The sequence below is a fragment of the Saccharopolyspora thermophila genome (assembly GCF_014646075.1).
Lineage (GTDB): Bacteria > Actinomycetota > Actinomycetes > Mycobacteriales > Pseudonocardiaceae > Saccharopolyspora > Saccharopolyspora thermophila.
Map to the genome: position 1 here is coordinate 1 of NZ_BMMT01000027.1, position 14,124 is coordinate 14,124.

21 protein-coding genes are annotated in these 14,124 nt (G+C 68.4%); 2 read left to right on the forward strand and 19 right to left on the reverse strand.

Annotated features, from left to right (window positions below; genetic code table 11):
• The 11 genes from IEY17_RS24325 to IEY17_RS24375 form a co-directional block, all read right to left on the reverse strand.
• Window positions 1–403, reverse strand: a 403-nt coding sequence (locus tag IEY17_RS24325) for an S-adenosylmethionine synthetase N-terminal domain-containing protein (protein WP_425328696.1), incomplete at its 3' end; no start/stop codon positions are given.
• Window positions 404–479: 76 nt separating this feature from the next.
• Complete coding sequence (coaBC, locus tag IEY17_RS24330; protein ID WP_188991703.1) at window positions 480–1,730, reverse strand: bifunctional phosphopantothenoylcysteine decarboxylase/phosphopantothenate--cysteine ligase CoaBC; 1,251 nt, start codon at window positions 1,728–1,730, stop codon at window positions 480–482.
• The gene (gene rpoZ, locus IEY17_RS24335; protein ID WP_179720380.1) at window positions 1,727–2,020 is read right to left on the reverse strand and encodes a DNA-directed RNA polymerase subunit omega; all 294 of its coding nucleotides are present in this window, start codon (window positions 2,018–2,020) and stop codon (window positions 1,727–1,729) included. The genes coaBC and rpoZ overlap by 4 nt, the downstream gene beginning before the upstream one ends.
• A gap of 88 nt (window positions 2,021–2,108) precedes the next feature.
• Entirely contained in the window at window positions 2,109–2,711 is a 603-nt protein-coding gene (gene gmk / locus IEY17_RS24340) for a guanylate kinase (protein WP_188991705.1), read from the reverse strand.
• Window positions 2,708–3,025, reverse strand: coding sequence for an integration host factor, actinobacterial type (mihF, locus tag IEY17_RS24345; RefSeq protein WP_188991708.1), 318 nt, complete (start codon window positions 3,023–3,025; stop codon window positions 2,708–2,710). Before mihF ends, gmk begins: the two co-directional genes overlap by 4 nt.
• 461 nt (window positions 3,026–3,486) lie before the next feature.
• Window positions 3,487–4,263, reverse strand: a complete 777-nt coding sequence (locus tag IEY17_RS24350; protein WP_188991710.1) for an ESX secretion-associated protein EspG — start codon at window positions 4,261–4,263, stop codon at window positions 3,487–3,489.
• A 73-nt stretch (window positions 4,264–4,336) separates the two neighbouring features.
• Window positions 4,337–5,560 (reverse strand): hypothetical protein, encoded by a 1,224-nt coding sequence (locus IEY17_RS24355; RefSeq protein WP_188991712.1) that lies wholly within the window; start codon window positions 5,558–5,560, stop codon window positions 4,337–4,339.
• A gap of 10 nt (window positions 5,561–5,570) precedes the next feature.
• Complete coding sequence (locus IEY17_RS24360) at window positions 5,571–6,149, reverse strand: DUF3558 domain-containing protein (protein WP_188991714.1); 579 nt, start codon at window positions 6,147–6,149, stop codon at window positions 5,571–5,573.
• Window positions 6,112–6,591 carry a PE domain-containing protein gene (locus tag IEY17_RS24365; RefSeq protein WP_229680574.1) on the reverse strand — a complete coding sequence of 160 codons (480 nt, stop codon included), beginning with the start codon at window positions 6,589–6,591 and terminating at the stop codon, window positions 6,112–6,114. The genes IEY17_RS24360 and IEY17_RS24365 overlap by 38 nt, the downstream gene beginning before the upstream one ends.
• 174 nt (window positions 6,592–6,765) lie before the next feature.
• Window positions 6,766–6,969, reverse strand: a complete 204-nt coding sequence (locus IEY17_RS24370) for a DUF397 domain-containing protein (protein ID WP_229680576.1) — start codon at window positions 6,967–6,969, stop codon at window positions 6,766–6,768.
• A 20-nt stretch (window positions 6,970–6,989) separates the two neighbouring features.
• On the reverse strand, window positions 6,990–7,841 hold the full coding sequence (locus IEY17_RS24375) for a helix-turn-helix domain-containing protein (protein ID WP_188991716.1): 852 nt from the start codon (window positions 7,839–7,841) through the stop codon (window positions 6,990–6,992).
• 152 nt (window positions 7,842–7,993) lie between these two features.
• On the opposite strand from IEY17_RS24375, the gene IEY17_RS24380 reads away from it, so the two are divergent.
• Window positions 7,994–8,224 carry a hypothetical protein gene (locus IEY17_RS24380; protein WP_188991718.1) on the forward strand — a complete coding sequence of 77 codons (231 nt, stop codon included), beginning with the start codon at window positions 7,994–7,996 and terminating at the stop codon, window positions 8,222–8,224.
• A 121-nt stretch (window positions 8,225–8,345) separates the two neighbouring features.
• Window positions 8,346–8,900, forward strand: coding sequence for a DUF3558 family protein (locus IEY17_RS24385; protein ID WP_188991720.1), 555 nt, complete (start codon window positions 8,346–8,348; stop codon window positions 8,898–8,900).
• A gap of 8 nt (window positions 8,901–8,908) precedes the next feature.
• Here the strand turns inward: IEY17_RS24385 and IEY17_RS24390 are convergent, their stop codons facing one another.
• From IEY17_RS24390 to IEY17_RS24425, 8 genes are all read right to left on the reverse strand, one after another.
• The gene (locus tag IEY17_RS24390; RefSeq protein ID WP_188991722.1) at window positions 8,909–9,394 is read right to left on the reverse strand and encodes a DUF3558 family protein; all 486 of its coding nucleotides are present in this window, start codon (window positions 9,392–9,394) and stop codon (window positions 8,909–8,911) included.
• Between the two features lie 109 nt (window positions 9,395–9,503).
• Entirely contained in the window at window positions 9,504–9,959 is a 456-nt protein-coding gene (locus IEY17_RS24395; protein ID WP_188991724.1) for a hypothetical protein, read from the reverse strand.
• On the reverse strand, window positions 9,956–11,014 hold the full coding sequence (locus tag IEY17_RS24400) for a serine/threonine-protein kinase (protein WP_188991726.1): 1,059 nt from the start codon (window positions 11,012–11,014) through the stop codon (window positions 9,956–9,958). Before IEY17_RS24400 ends, IEY17_RS24395 begins: the two co-directional genes overlap by 4 nt.
• 116 nt (window positions 11,015–11,130) lie before the next feature.
• A complete protein-coding gene (locus IEY17_RS24405) occupies window positions 11,131–11,808 on the reverse strand; it encodes a hypothetical protein (protein ID WP_188991728.1) in 678 nt (225 codons plus the stop codon).
• Between the two features lie 8 nt (window positions 11,809–11,816).
• On the reverse strand, window positions 11,817–12,527 hold the full coding sequence (locus IEY17_RS24410) for a hypothetical protein (protein ID WP_188991730.1): 711 nt from the start codon (window positions 12,525–12,527) through the stop codon (window positions 11,817–11,819).
• A 37-nt stretch (window positions 12,528–12,564) separates the two neighbouring features.
• On the reverse strand, window positions 12,565–13,251 hold the full coding sequence (locus IEY17_RS24415) for a hypothetical protein (protein ID WP_188991732.1): 687 nt from the start codon (window positions 13,249–13,251) through the stop codon (window positions 12,565–12,567).
• Between the two features lie 9 nt (window positions 13,252–13,260).
• Complete coding sequence (locus tag IEY17_RS24420) at window positions 13,261–13,965, reverse strand: hypothetical protein (RefSeq protein WP_188991734.1); 705 nt, start codon at window positions 13,963–13,965, stop codon at window positions 13,261–13,263.
• Window positions 13,962–14,120 carry a hypothetical protein gene (locus IEY17_RS24425; protein ID WP_188991736.1) on the reverse strand — a complete coding sequence of 53 codons (159 nt, stop codon included), beginning with the start codon at window positions 14,118–14,120 and terminating at the stop codon, window positions 13,962–13,964. Before IEY17_RS24425 ends, IEY17_RS24420 begins: the two co-directional genes overlap by 4 nt.
• Window positions 14,121–14,124: the final 4 nt, after the last annotated feature.

Below are 14,124 nucleotides of genomic sequence, written 5' to 3' on the forward strand. Positions count from 1 at the left end.
TCAGGCCCTGGTCACCGGCGCCCTGCTTGGCGATCTCGTCGATCACGCCCTCGACGCGGGTCTCGTGCGCGACGTCCACGCCCTGCGCGATGTCCGGCGACTGCGACCCGATCGCCACGTTCACGCCGCAGGAGTTGCCGTCGAAGCCCTTCGCGGAGGAGTCGTAGCCGATCTCCAGGATCTTCTCGCGCACGATGGTCGGGATGTCGGCGTAGGCTTCGGTGGTCACCTCGCCAGCCACGTGCACCTGGCCGGTGGTCACCAGGGTCTCCACGGCGACCCGCGACCGCGGGTCCTGCGCCAGCAACGCGTCCAGGATCGAGTCGCTGATCGCGTCGCAGATCTTGTCCGGGTGCCCCTCGGTCACCGACTCACTGGTGAACAACCTGCGCCCGGTGCGCAGGTCCGACTGCTGGCTCACGACTCTCCCTGAAGAACTGCTCGCGGACATGCACGGTGAATGACGTGCTCGGATCACCCTACTGGCGGGACAGCTGCCGGTTCACAGCATCCCACAATGTGGCCGCCAGGCGTGATTTCGCACCGTACGGGATGGGCTGCTCGGTGCCGTCGCCGCCGAGCAACCAGCCGGCGTTGTCCTCGACCTCGAAGGCCCGCCCGTCACCGACGGTGTTGACGACCAGCAGGTCACAGCCCTTGCGGGCCAGTTTGGCGCGGCCGTGGTCGAGCGCCGAGGCGGTGGCGTCGCCGGTCTCGGCGGCGAAACCGACGATCAGTGACACGGCCAGCTTGCCGGCGTTGCGCGCCTCGACGAGCTCGGCGAGCACGTCGGGGTTGCGGGTCAGCACCACCGGCTCCGGGTCCCGATCGGTCTTTTTGATCTTGTGCTCGGCCTGCGACACCGGCCGGAAGTCGGCGACGGCCGCGGCCATCACCACCACGTCGGCCCCGTCGGACTCGGCCAGCATCACCGACCGCAGCTCCTCGGCGGTGCCCACCCGGATGACGCGCGTCCCGGCCGGGTTGACCAGGTCGGCGGTGTGCGCGGCGACCAGCGTGACGTCCGCGCCGCGGTGCGCGGCGACCCGCGCCAGCGCGTAGCCCTGACGGCCGGACGAGCGGTTGCCGAGGTAGCGCACCGGGTCCAGCGGCTCACGCGTGCCCCCGGCGGAGATCACCACGCGGCGGCCCTCCAGGTCGCGCGGCAGCGCCGTCGGCTCGGCCAGCAGCAGTCGCGCCAGGTCGACGATCTCGGCCGGGTCGGGCAGGCGGCCCTTGCCGGTGTCGGCGCCGGTCAGCCGACCGCTGTCCGGCTCGGCGACCACCACACCGCGGCGGCGCAGCAGCGCCACGTTGTCCTGCGTCGCCGGGTGCTCCCACATCTCGGTGTGCATCGCCGGCACCATCAGCACCGGGCACCGGGCGGTGAGCAGCGTCGAGGTGAGCAGGTCGTCGGCCAGCCCGTGCGCAGCACGCGCCAGCAGGTCGGCGGTGGCCGGGGAGACGACGACCAGGTCCGCCTGCTGCCCGAGGCGCACGTGCGGGACCTCTTCGACGTCGGCGAACACGCCGGTCTCCACCGGCTGCCCGGACAGCGCCTCGAAGGTGGCCGCGCCGACGAACCGCAGCGCCGCCTCGGTGGGCACCACCCGGACCTCGTGCCCGGATTCGGTCAGCCGCCGCAGCACCTCGCACGCCTTGTAAGCGGCGATGCCGCCGCCGACGCCGAGGACCACCCGCGGGCGGTCCCCGGTGCGCCCGGTCGTCACTCGCCTTCGGTGTGCTCGAGCACGCCCGCGTGGATCTCGCGAAGCGCGATCGACAGCGGCTTCTCCCGCGGGCCCGGCTCGACCAGCGGACCGACGTACTCCAGCAGGCCCTCGCCGAGCTGCGCGTAGTAGTCGTTGATCTGCCGCGCCCGCTTCGCCGCGTAGATCACCAGAGCGTACTTCGAGCTGACCTGCTCCAGCAGGTCGTCGATCGGCGGGTAGGTGATGCCCTCGGCGGTGTTGGTCGACGGGCTGCTGTTGAGCGCAGCCAGCGCGCTGGGAGTGCTCACGTGAGTGGCTCCTGCTCCTCGTGGATGTCAGCGTCAAGCTCTGGGGCGGCGGTGCGATGCTGCCCACGGAGCCTGCTCATGGGCGCGTTCACTGCTCGCGGCCGAGTATCAATCGTAGCAATTCGCTGGTCGCGACCTGCACGTCGGCGTTGACGACCGTCGCGTCGAACTCCGATTCGGCCGCCAGCTCCTCGCGTGCGGTCGCCAACCGCCGCTCGACGACCTCGGCCGGCTCGGTGCCGCGTCCGGTCAGCCGCTCCACCAGCACCTCCCACGACGGCGGCAGCAGCATCACCAGCTGCGCGTCCGGCATGGCGCGGCGCACCTGGCGCGCCCCCTGCAGCTCGATCTCCAGCACCGCCGGCCGACCCGCAGCCAGCGCCTCCTCCACCGGCTTGCGCGGCGTGCCGTAGAGGTTGCCCGCGTAGCGGGCGTGCTCGAGCATCTCGCCGGCGGCGATCATCCGCTCGAACTCCGCGGTGTCGACGAAGTGGTAGTGCACCCCGTCGATCTCCCCCGGCCGGGGCGGGCGGGTGGTCGCGGACACGCTGAAGTAGATCTCCGGGGCGCGCCGGCGCACCTCGCTGAGCACGCTGGACTTACCGACCCCGGACGGCCCGGAAACGACGGTGAGCCGAGGCTCGCCCTGGCGGACGGTCCTCGGCTCAGCGCCGGTTTGTGCGTCGATCACTCGCCGCTGAACTCGGAGAGCAGTGCCTTGCGCTGCCGCTCACCCAGCCCGCGCAGCCGACGGCTGTTGGCGATCTCCAGCCGCTCCATGATCTGCTGAGCGCGCACCTTGCCCACGCCGGGCAGGGCCTCGAGCAGGGCGGAGACCTTCATCTTGCCCAGGACCTCGTCGTTGTCGGCGGTCTTCAGGACCTCCGCCAGCGTGGTTCCACCTCGCTTGAGGCGCTCCTTGAGCTCAGCTCGGGCGCGACGGGCGGCAGCCGCCTTTTCCAGAGCTGCTGCCCGCTGCTCCTCGGTCAGCTGGGGAAGGGCCACCATGTCCTCCGTGATGTGGGGTTTTTCTTGATCGGTGCGGCGACGGTACCTAGTCGGCTCCGCCGGGTTCCACGGGGGTCCCGATTTCGCGAGCCGGTTTCATCCAGTCCGCCGCCCCAGTCCCTTCAGTAGCGCTCGTACAAGGCGTGCACGAACGCGGGGGCCGCTGCAACTACTACCAACAAAGCCGCTGAAGTGCACTAATCTCAGCCAAAACTCGTCGAATGTGTCCGATTTCCGGGCAGTTGAGCCACGCGGGAGGTGTCGTCGCAGGTCAAACCGGGGTGAAATGGCCCTCAATCCGCACGTGACCAAGGACTCGCAGCACGATCCACGAGATTCCACTGAGCGGAAAATCACGCGTTCCGGAAGCAGCGCACAACGCGCACAGCAGGGCGAGGGGCACCCTGCACCGAGTTGCCCCGGGCACGGGCGCCCCGCAGCCGGAGCGCTCAGGTTGTTCAGAGGGTCTTCAGCAGGTCCTGGATGCGCGAGGCCATCCGCTGCTTGTCGATCGGCGCGACGGTGGTCCAGCCCTCACCGCTGCGGCGGCTCTCCTCCAGCAGGTACCAGCCCTTGGCGTTGGCGAAGCAGTTCGTCACCATCGGGGCCCGGCGCCGCTTGCCCTGGCCGTCCATGACGGCGGCGCCGAACTGGGCGAACGCGATCCGCGGGCCGCTGGCCATCTCGATCAGCGCCCGCGCGTCGTCCCGCCGCACGCCCTGCCGGGCGAGGCCCTCGGCCATCGCCCGGTCCGACGCACCGGCGCCCTTCGCGGCCTGCTCCATCGCGGAGCTGCGCAGCGACACACCACGCCCCGGGCCGGCCTTGACGTCATCGGGCAGCACGCTCAGCGCCGCCCGCACCATCGCGTCCGCGGGCAGTGTCTGCAGCTGCACGGTCTCCTCGGTCTGGATCGCGAGGGTCGCGCCGGAGCGGACGTTGGCGACCAGCGCGCTGCGCCGCCGCTCACCGCCGTCGGGCGTGCGCTGCCGGAAGGTGACGTCGAAGGCACGCTCGTAGCGGTACAGCGGCAGGAAGACGCCGTAGATGTCGTCCTCCCGCATCTCGTCGCCGAAACCCAGCGCGCGGAGTTCGTCCCAGGCCCGCCGCTCCACCTCACGGCGCTCAGACTCCAGGACACCCTCCGGGAGCACGTTGAGCACCAAGGGCTTGGTTCCCAGCTTGAAGTGCTTCCACGCCTCGTAGAACGCCTGCTTCGACAGCTCGAATTTCACCGGATGCTCCCCAGGCCAGTACGTGGGCGGCACCGAACCGGTGCCGCCCACGTGATCTCGGAGTTGTCGTTGACTACCTCTGCTGCCAGTCACCGAAGACCGGCGGGGCCACCTTCGGGATATCGTCGTCGAAGATGCCCTGGTCACCCTTGAGGTACTCGGGAATCTCGTGCTCCTGGTCCTCCTCGCCGCGCCGACCCTGCGGCCTAGCACCGGCGGCACCAGCCGCCGCGGCACCACCACGACCAGCAGCACCAGCGGCCCCGCCAGCACCGCGGGCAGCACCGCCACCGGGCCCGCCGGCCCCGGCACGGCCACCAGCGCCGATCCCGGGCCCGCCGACACCAGCACGACCACCAGCGCCGATGCCCCGGCCGACGCCACCCCGACCAGCACCGGCACCACCGCCACCTGGCCCGCGACCAGCACCCGAGCCACCAGGCCCGGTCGGCACGCCAGGCCCACCGGGATACCCGGGCCCACCCGGCCCGCTGGGAACCCGAGGAGGAACACGAGGGGTGGGCGGAGGAGTTTCCGGCCGGTTCCACACGGGGGTGGTGGTGTGGGATCCCCCGCCACCACCACCGGTGCCACCGGACCCGCCGATACCACCGCCGCCGATCCCGGAAGGAATGGTCGCCGACCCAGCGCCACCGGTCCCGACAGAAGTGGCGGACTGGCTACTCGTACCGGACGGGTTCGGCACACCACCGACGCTCGGGTGCTTCGACCCGCTGACAGCGACGTCCATACCACTCTCAGGCGGCGGCGTGAAAATGGCGTTGGAGGCGACGTTGTTCTGCGACGTGCTGTCGTAGTTCTGGAACGCCTGCACCGCCTCCTGACGGAGCTTTTCGTTGTGCGCCTTGGCGTCCTCAGCGTCGGTCGAGCCGGTCCAGAAGGAGTCCCAAGTCTCTTCCAACCAACTGTCGTCGGGTACCGGCTGCTCCTCGCTCTTGGCCGGAATCGACGACTGCAACTTCTTGAAGGCATCGCCCTGCTGATTCAGCAATTCGGACTGCGCGAGAGCGCTGTCCGCAGCGACCTCGGTCCACAGCGCCACCGGCACAGCCTGGTTCTTCAGTGCCTCGCCGGACGCGGACTGCATGACTACGCCGACTTCCTTGAGCTTGTCCTCAAGGCGGATCTTCAGGTCACGGAGGTACTTATCCTCCCCTTGCCAGCCTTTGGACTTGCTGTATAGCCCGTCTGCAGTGCCATTGGCGACCCAGGTGCGCATCTGCTCCAGGCTCACACCTTCGAAGTTCGAAGGCTCCAGGTGTCTCGTGTCCGTCATCCCTTGCCCCTCACGCATCGGGAAGGTTCGTCAGAGCAGCCTCAGCGAACTGCCTCGAAAGATCACACGGGTTCGGACTCCCCGAGGGGACCAGACCATTCACGTACAGCGATCCCTCATCCGATACGTCCAGCGCGAGGATGCAACTCGCCTCGTCAACCGCCACCTGCGCCGTGGGGTAGCCACTGATGTCGATCATCTGGACGCTGGATTTGCGTGCGTCAGCAAACTTCTGCATCGTTTGACTCTTGTCCGCGGCAACAAACACCATAAAGCCGCCGCCGGACCGACCAAGGTCGTAGTTGCACCCAGGCTTGCCATTGGATTCACGCTCGCGCGGTGATTGGTCAGCACCCAACTGCCTCGCCTGATCCGAAGTGACGATCGAGCACCGGTCGGCCACGTCGAGAGACTTCGCGGGAGCAGTACGTGCAGACTGCGATGTCGTTGGCTCAGTCGGTGTGCTGGTCCCAGCAGACGGGGTGACATCTCCCCCACCGCTACAACCTGCCAACAACACGCTGGCGAGGACCGCGCCGACAGCGAGTCCTTTACGCAAGATTTCCTCCTCCGAAGCTGTCTGCCGCATTCTGCTGATCAGTACGCGTTTGCCGCGCGCTCTTCCGCAACTTCTCGGCCGTTGCCTCGAAGTAATCAGCGAGCTTCAGGTAATTGTCAAGGTATGCCTGGGATCCTCCAGAGGCGACCTGGCCATACTTCTCAGCAGTCTGCGTGCTGACGGGGTCCAAACCTGGGGCCTCAACGGTGGCAAGGTCGGCGATATCAGCTCTACGCTCGCGCATAGCACGCGCCTCGTCATCGAAGAACTGAGCCAGTTTGTCCACTTGGTCGGGGTCCACGATCATCGAGCCACCGGCCTCCTGCGCAGCAGCCAGGGCTGCGTTGTCCGCGGCTCGCGTGGCAACGTTGAGGACTGTGCCCATCATCCCGGTGATACCTGGCGTAGCACGCATCGCATCGATAGTGCGCTGGTCAACCGACTGGTAGGTGCCGTCCCCCTCGGTGGTCACCGCTGAACTCCCCTCGTCCGCGAACCGTCGCGATGCGGGCGACGGTCATCACTTGCCAGCGTGGCAAACCTAGCGCACAGCGGTGACGTCACGGACAGAAGTTGACACAACCGACATTGCGCCATCCGGGTGAATCTTGTCGCAGATGGCGCCAACGAGGTTCCGGATGGGCTTCTATGCTTCGAACCGCCCCGCCCGGATACCGTCGATGAAGTTTGCCCAGGTCACAGCGTCGAAGGCCAACGCTGCCCCGTCAGAGTCCTTGGAGTCCCTCGCCACAACAGCTGGGCCAGCGAAAGCCACCTCCACGCAGTTGCCGTAGCTGGTGCTCCTACTGCTCTTGCGCCACTGAAGGTTGGCGTGATTCAGAGTTGCCACGAAGTGCTCCTTGCCGGTCTTCAGCCGAGCTCATCGGCGATGCGCGCGATGAGCTGAATGGAATCCTCCTGCGACAACGCGGCGTCGCACAACCCCTGAAGGACACCTCTTGCCTCGGCCACATGCTCCGTCTCTTCGAGAAACGCCGTGCTACCACGGTTTTCCAGGTAGACAAGATCTTCATGACTTCTGAACTCCAGGAGCATGAAGGGCCCCTCCAATCCAGAATGGGCTCCGAGCGACGACGGAAGGACACGCACCGTAACGTTTTCCCAGCTCGCGGCGCTGATCAGCTGCCGGAGCTGTCGATACATGAGCCCGGTGCTGCCGACAAGACGCTCCAGCACGCTCTGCTCGATCAGGAACGTGAAGGTCGGGGCGTTCGCGGAGTGCAGGAGCGTCTGCCTGCTCATCCGAGCTGATACGAGCGCCTCCATCTCTGCGGGGGTGAGCTCCCGGCCGTTGGCCTCCATGATCGTTGCTGCGTACTCAGACGTCTGGAGGAGCCCTGGGATGACCATCGTCTCGTAGTTGTGGATGGCCACAGCTTCCTTCTCGAAGCGGATGATGTCTTCCCACATGCCTGGCACGCGACCGTCTTGCACTTGCCACCAGTTCGGATGCGAAGCACCACGGACGATCTTGAGAATCTCGTCGCGCCGCTGCGCGGGCACCCGGTAGAGCCCCAGCAACGCGGCCACGTCGTCGGGGTAGAGCCCGCGCTGGCCATTCTCCATCCGGCTGAGCTTGCTCATCGAAAAACCCAGGGAACGCGCCACTTCCTCCGCACCCAGACCGCTGCGAAGACGGAGCTCGCGCAGCTCACTGGAGACTCGTCGCACTCGCACCGGCACGCCGGTTCGCCCGTTCACTTGACCTCCCGGTATCAGTGAATCGATCTGACCTCCGCTGATCACCATCACCGGTTGCCAGCGGGGCAAGTAACCCCACTCACCTGAAAGAGCCGTTGCGTGCCAGAACGGAAAGCCCCGAAAGTCCCTGCGACAGCAGCAAACCAAACAACATGGGAGGGACAACCATGTGCGCCCGCTGGCACATCCCCGCAACCGACCAGCGAGACGAGCTCGTGGTGACCATGCTCCTCTGCGACGAAGTCTCCATCACGCAAGGCGACAACCACGTCATCGTGGCGAAGAAGCAGCTCACCAAACTCGCCGACAAGCTCTACTTCCTCGACCAGGCATTCCGAGTCGACGCCCGCGACGTCGTGGAGGCCCTGTGCTGCTCAGATTGACCGGAACTTTCGTACCGGCCACTCGCCGCAGAGCGACGGCGGTTGCGCCGACTACTGTCCACGCCCAGACACCACGTGACCGCGCAACCCTGCGGCATCCGGAATCGGACAAGGAGGCAACTTGCGCAAGAGACTCACGGTTGGCGTGGCCGTCGCCGCGGTGTTGCTGGCTGCTTGTTCGGGTGGCCGCAACCCCGAGACGACCGCTTCCCGGACGTCTTCGGACGTGCCTGCCTCGCAGCCGCGTTCAGGACGCACCCAACCCGCGAAGTCTCTGGAGCTTCCAGACAAGTGCGCGATCGTCACGGAAGCACAGTGGCGTGCAATGGGCGCTGATCAGGCACCTCGCCCGGACGAACTGTCCGGTACTTCCGGTTGCCGCTACCAGGCTGGCGAAGCAGGCACCGAGGGCGGCTGGTCCGTCTTCGTTGCCGCCGATGTGAAGCAGACGTTCAGGCAGTTCGTCGACGGATACAACAACGTCGAGATGACCGAGGTTTCCGGTTACCGCGCCGGGCAGATCGGAACGAACCAAACGAACTGCATCCTCGTTGTCGACGTGTCTGACGAGGGATCACTCTCCATCGACACGCTCTCGCGGACCGGTGATCCTCATCCGTGTGCGCTCTCGAAGCAGTTCGCTGAAGCCGCTCTCCAGAACCTCCGCGACGGGTAGCTGCCCCGCTAGGCCGTGGGGAGGGTGTGCAGGGTTGCCTCGGTGATTCGGCGGGCTGCGTCGCAGCTGGTGCCTACTGCCGTCGGCGCTCCTTGGCGGACGAGGGCTTCGACCCGGAGGGTGCCCTCGTCCGCCACGTCGACGACGATGGTGCAGCCGTGCGCGTTGTTCACCTTCGCCGCCGGGTAGCCCGCCAGGTCGAGGCGTTGCGCTCGGGGTTGCGCTGCGGTGAAGGCCGCGAAGGGGCGCTGGGTGTCCACCGCTACCGATGCCGCCCAGTTGGCGCTGGCCTCGAAGTGGCAGGTCGGGCCTTCGGGTTTCGGTGGTTGGTCGAGGCCGAGGGTGTGGCGCTGGGTGGGGGTGAGCAGGTGGCAGGCGTTCACGTCCAGCGACTTCGCGGGTGCCGTGCGGGCGGGTTGTTCGGCAGCTTGTGAACTGCATCCGCCCAGGAGGAGTCCGGTCAGCACCACACCGATCGCGAGTCGCCTGGGCACGGTTCGCCTCCTCGGAGCCTTCCGACGGGAGCGAACCCTGCCACAGCCGTCGCGATTGGTTCAACCACCGCTGCGGCGTGCGGGGGGATGTGAACGGAGACTGAGCTGGTCAGTCGTCGTTCTTCCCGTTGTTCCCGCGTCCCTCCTGCTGCTTGCGCACTTCTTCCCGCTGCTTGCGCAGTTCTTCCCGTGCCTTCTCGCGGTTCTTCGCGTCCTGCTCCGCAGGTTGCTCGACGGCCGGGGGATCCTGGGTGACCGTCACGATCACGGGAGCCGGTGGCCCGGGCGGCGGGATGGTGCGCACGTCCTCGGCGACGCGCTCGGCCGCGGCGAGGATCGTTCTGGCGTGGCCCGGCGAGAGTTTGCCCTGCGCCTGCGCGTCCGCGATCTCCCGGTGCAGCTCGGCGAGTGCCGCTTCGGCACCGACCCGGTCGTTGGCCAGCGCGGCTGCCTTCACGGCATCCACTCGTGCGGTCAACTCCTGGCGCACCTGCGGATCGACCGGTTCCGGCGCGCCGCAGCCGGCCAGCAGCAGGGACAAGGCAGCGAGCACGATGCGTCTCATTCCCGCACCAGCCTTTCCAGATTGGCGAGATCGTCCGGCAACCGCGCCACACCTGCCGGTCCGGACGCCGGCGGCAGCGTCGGCTCGGGTGCCTCGTCCGGCACCGCCGCCCAGCCGAGCAGCGCCACCAGCAGCGCCGCGAAGGCGCCGCCGACCAGCCACGGCCACCGCTTCCGGCGCGGTTCCGGCAGATCGGCGACCTCGAGGTAGCTGGTCTTCGGCGGCGGGCTGGGCCGCGGCGCCTCGATCCGCGGGATGACCTCGGTCGCCTCGCCGCTGAGGACGTCGGCGCATTCGGCCGCGGTCGGTCGCTGCTTCGGGTCCGTGGTCGTCATCGCGACCAGTGCGCGGTGCAGGGGCAGGGGCAGGTCGATCGGCACGTTCGGCGGGCGCACCAGCCGGGCCACCGCGCTTTCCGCCCCGGCGCCCGGGTACTCGACCCGGCCGGTGAGGCACTCCAGCAGCACCAGGCCCAGCGCGTACACGTCGGCCGGGTAGCCGACCTGGCCACCGTTGACCTGCTCGGGCGCCATGTACGCGGCGGTGCCGACGACGACCCCCGAGCTCGTGATCCGCGCGACCGCGTCGACCAGCCGCGAGATGCCGAAGTCGGCGAGGAACACCTTGCCGTCGTGGGAGATCAGCACGTTCGACGGCTTGATGTCGCGGTGCACGATGCCGTTGTCGTGCACGTAGGCGAGCACGTCGGCCAACTGGGCGCCGATGTTTGCCACGCGTTGCGGCGGCAGCGGCCCGGACGCGATCGCGTCGGCCAGGGTCTGGCCCTCGACCAGCTCCATGATCAGGTAGAGCTCGTCCTCGCTGGCGGCGAAGTCGTGCACGGTGACCAGGCCGGGATGGCTCAGCCCCGCCATCAGCCGCGCCTCCTCGACGAACCGCGCGCGCCCGGCGGCGTCAGCCCCGGAGCGGAACACCTTCGCCGCGACGAGACGCTCCAGCCGGGTGTCCATCGCCCGGTAGACGTCGGCCATCCCGCCGCCACCCAACGAGGCGCCCAACCGGTAACGCCCACCCAACAAAGGCGCGTCGCCCATCGAACCTCCGACCACAACTCACCGGCGGTGACGATATCCCCCAATGAGGTGGCGGCGGAGGGGCCCCTTCGCGGTCACCGCGCGTGGCCGCCCATCGATGCGTCGTTGTCCGGATGTCAGCCGAACAGCGCGTTGCCCGCCGTCACCACCGACTCCGCCGCGGTCCTGCTGTCCATGCGGATCAGGAGCGCCGAGCCGTCGTGGAAGGCGATCTGGCCGAACCACACCGGTTCCACCTCACGGCCCAGCGGCAGGGCGCCGAAGTGGTGGATCACACCGCTCCGTGCCTCCCAGAGGGTCAGCAGCGACTCCTCGCCCGACTGCACCATGGCCTGCGCGTCCCTGGCGAGCGCCCTCGCCCGGGCCAGCCAGCCACCGGACTGCGGTTCGGCCTCCGGGCGCTTGGCCGCGGACGCCGCGATGACGACCGCGAGCCGCTGGTTCGACAGGACCAGCCAGGCGTCGGTCCGCCCGGCCGCCAAACCGTCCGCGCAGCCGACGGCGACGTGCGCGGGCACCGGGGCCTGCGCATACGCCCAGATCGACGGATCGCCCACCCACTCGTCACCGTGGTAGCGGCCGCTGGACACCACCTCGGTCGGCAACGGCCATGCCGGCTCGGTGGTGCTCTCCACCGCGATCCGCCCGCCGTGCTCGTGCGGGGCGCCCCGGCGGCCGCCGATGTCGAACGCGATGTGGCCCCACCGCGGGCCGATCCGCATCAGCAGCCGCTCACCGGGACGGCACCAGCTGCGCGCGGCGATCTTCTCCAGCTTGAACGGGTCCTTGAGCACGGCTTCCCCTACCGCTGTCCCAACGCCATGGCGTGCAGGCGAGCACAGTTCTCCTCGGTGGCCGCGATCACGTCCACCCCGGAGCCGTCACCGAGCTCGATCCGCAGCGCGAACACGTGCCGCGGGCTGTGGCCGGCCGGCAACCGCCGCCGCGCCGGCCCGATCGACCGCAGGTGCTGCACCGGGAACTCCGCTCGCATTACGACATCGGCGATGGGAATCGGAGTGCCGGGGGCATAGTCGGCGAGCTTGTTGTCCGCGAGGATGTCCACCACGTCGCGGGAGAAGTCCCGAACACCAGCCCCGAATCTGCGGGCCTTCTGCCAGAGGGAACCTGGCTCCCCGTCGCGCTCCTCGCGTTCGACGACGGCCTCCAGCAACGCGAACCGCTGCGAGGTGAGCACCCACGTCAGGCCGACACCCGGGTTCGCGACGGACGCGGCCCGCATGATCTGCGCCTGCGGCCCCGGTCCGAAGTAGACGATCAGCGGAGCGGCAGCCCCGGACTCGTAGTCGGCGATGAACAGGTCGTCCACCGCGGTGGCCACCCGCTCGACGCCCTCGGCGACGGCCCGCCCACCGGTGTTTCCCTCCCACGACAACCCACCGACGTCGTACCGCGTACCACCCCGCGGGGCTGGCACGACCAACCGGATGACCTCATCAGGACGACACCAACCATGCCGAGCCGCCAGCACACCGCCGATCTTGTTCGCCACGCGTCCCTCCACGTCCGCACGATGGTGGCAGACCTTGCTACGGCCAGCGAGCGTTGGTCCTGATCTCCAGCACCGAACCGTCCCTGAACTCGTTGCGGGAGAACATGTAGCCGTAGGAGCTGCGGCCCTTGGTGACGAGCCGGACGTCGACGAACCGATCGCGTCGGCATTCCCACAGCGTGACCGCTGGCGGGCCGGACGGTGCCCGGAAGCTCTCCGAGAGGTCGGCCACGGCGGACACCGCGGAGCGAGCACGCCCGAGGAACCTGCCGAAGCCACTCGAACCCGAGTCCTTCTGCTCCGCTTCGGTGTCCTCGGCGTCCTTCGGAGCGGGGACGACCGAACTGTCGACCACCACGGCGATCCGCTGGTCGGTGATCACGAACCAGCCCGCGGGACCAGCAGCCGCCAGGTGATCCGCGCACACCACGGCGAGCTGGTGCGCCGCGGCGGCCGTCAGCCACCCCCGCACGGCGGGATCGTGCACCCACTCGTCGCCGTGGAAGTGGCCCTGCCGCACCACCGCCGTGGGTGGCGGCAACTCGCTGAAATCCACATCCAGCTCGCGAACCGGGGTCGACGGGCGGTGCGGGAGGACGTGCCGCCCTCCGATGGTGGCACCGAGATGTCCTCGCAGGCCCTCTCCGCCGAGCACGGAACGGACCGTGTCACCTTCCGCGACCCATTCCGCTTCGAGCACCTTGCGGAACTTGTCTGCTTTCATGGCAACCGTTCACTCCTGGCCGTGGCTCATCGCGAGCATCCGCCGGACGCGTTTGTCGTCGTGGTCGTCCGAGACGTCGATCGTTGATCCGTCCAGGAGCGTGATCCGAAGGAACGGCAACCGCCGGGAACTCGACGTTGCCTTGTGCTCGACGATGTCGAGAGAACGGATCTCGCTTCGCGGCACCTCCGCCTGGACCTTCAGCCGCGGTAGTTCCGCTTCGGCCGCCGCGGAGCTTGCGGCTTCCGCCCCGTCATCACCGAAGAAGCGCCCGACGGTCCTGCGGAGACCGCCCAGGGCCCCGGGCCCGTTGGCCTTGGTCACCTCGAACTCGATGAGGGCAAAGCGATGCGTGGTGAGGAACCACAGCAGGTTGCGGTCACCGGTGTTGGAGTTGGTGGGTTGCCACGCCGCGAGACGCGACACCGCCAGGCAATCGGAGCCGGCCCCGGTGACCCGGGCGAACGGGCCGTCGAAGCTGGTCGACCCCTCGTCACCGGGAGAGAGCACCTCACCGGCGGCATCGGCCAGGAACCCACCCACCGCCCCGAACGCGCGGGAACCGAGTCCGCTCCGCTCGCCGGTCTCGTCCAGGCCCCGGACCGAGTACAGGACGAGCCGCTTGCTGCCGGACGCCTTCCGCAGCGGCGTGCACCACAGGATGCGCTCGTCGGGCCGGCACCACGCCGCCCTCGCCGCAAGCACCTCGATCACGAGAAGCCACGCTCCTGAGCCTGGTCGCGTTGGGCATCGGACAGGTCGCCCTGGAACCAGCCCTTGCCGGTGTCGTAGACCATGTGCCCTCTCCTGTCCTTCCGCCGCTCCAGGGGATGGTTCAGCATGATGGACGCCTGCCGCAGACAGGACATCCGG

Bases quoted from the DNA above. Each gene is read 5' to 3' on its own strand.
- IEY17_RS24400 (WP_188991726.1), bottom strand. From the start codon at position 11,014: ATGGGCGACGCGCCTTTGTTGGGTGGGCGTTACCGGTTGGGCGCCTCG.
- IEY17_RS24425 (WP_188991736.1), bottom strand. From the start codon at position 14,120: ATGTCCTGTCTGCGGCAGGCGTCCATCATGCTGAACCATCCCCTGGAG.
- IEY17_RS24415 (WP_188991732.1), bottom strand. From the start codon at position 13,251: ATGAAAGCAGACAAGTTCCGCAAGGTGCTCGAAGCGGAATGGGTCGCG.
- IEY17_RS24360 (WP_188991714.1), bottom strand. From the start codon at position 6,149: ATGCGGCAGACAGCTTCGGAGGAGGAAATCTTGCGTAAAGGACTCGCT.
- IEY17_RS24395 (WP_188991724.1), bottom strand. From the start codon at position 9,959: ATGAGACGCATCGTGCTCGCTGCCTTGTCCCTGCTGCTGGCCGGCTGC.
- IEY17_RS24380 (WP_188991718.1), top strand. From the start codon at position 7,994: ATGGGAGGGACAACCATGTGCGCCCGCTGGCACATCCCCGCAACCGAC.
- IEY17_RS24355 (WP_188991712.1), bottom strand. From the start codon at position 5,560: ATGACGGACACGAGACACCTGGAGCCTTCGAACTTCGAAGGTGTGAGC.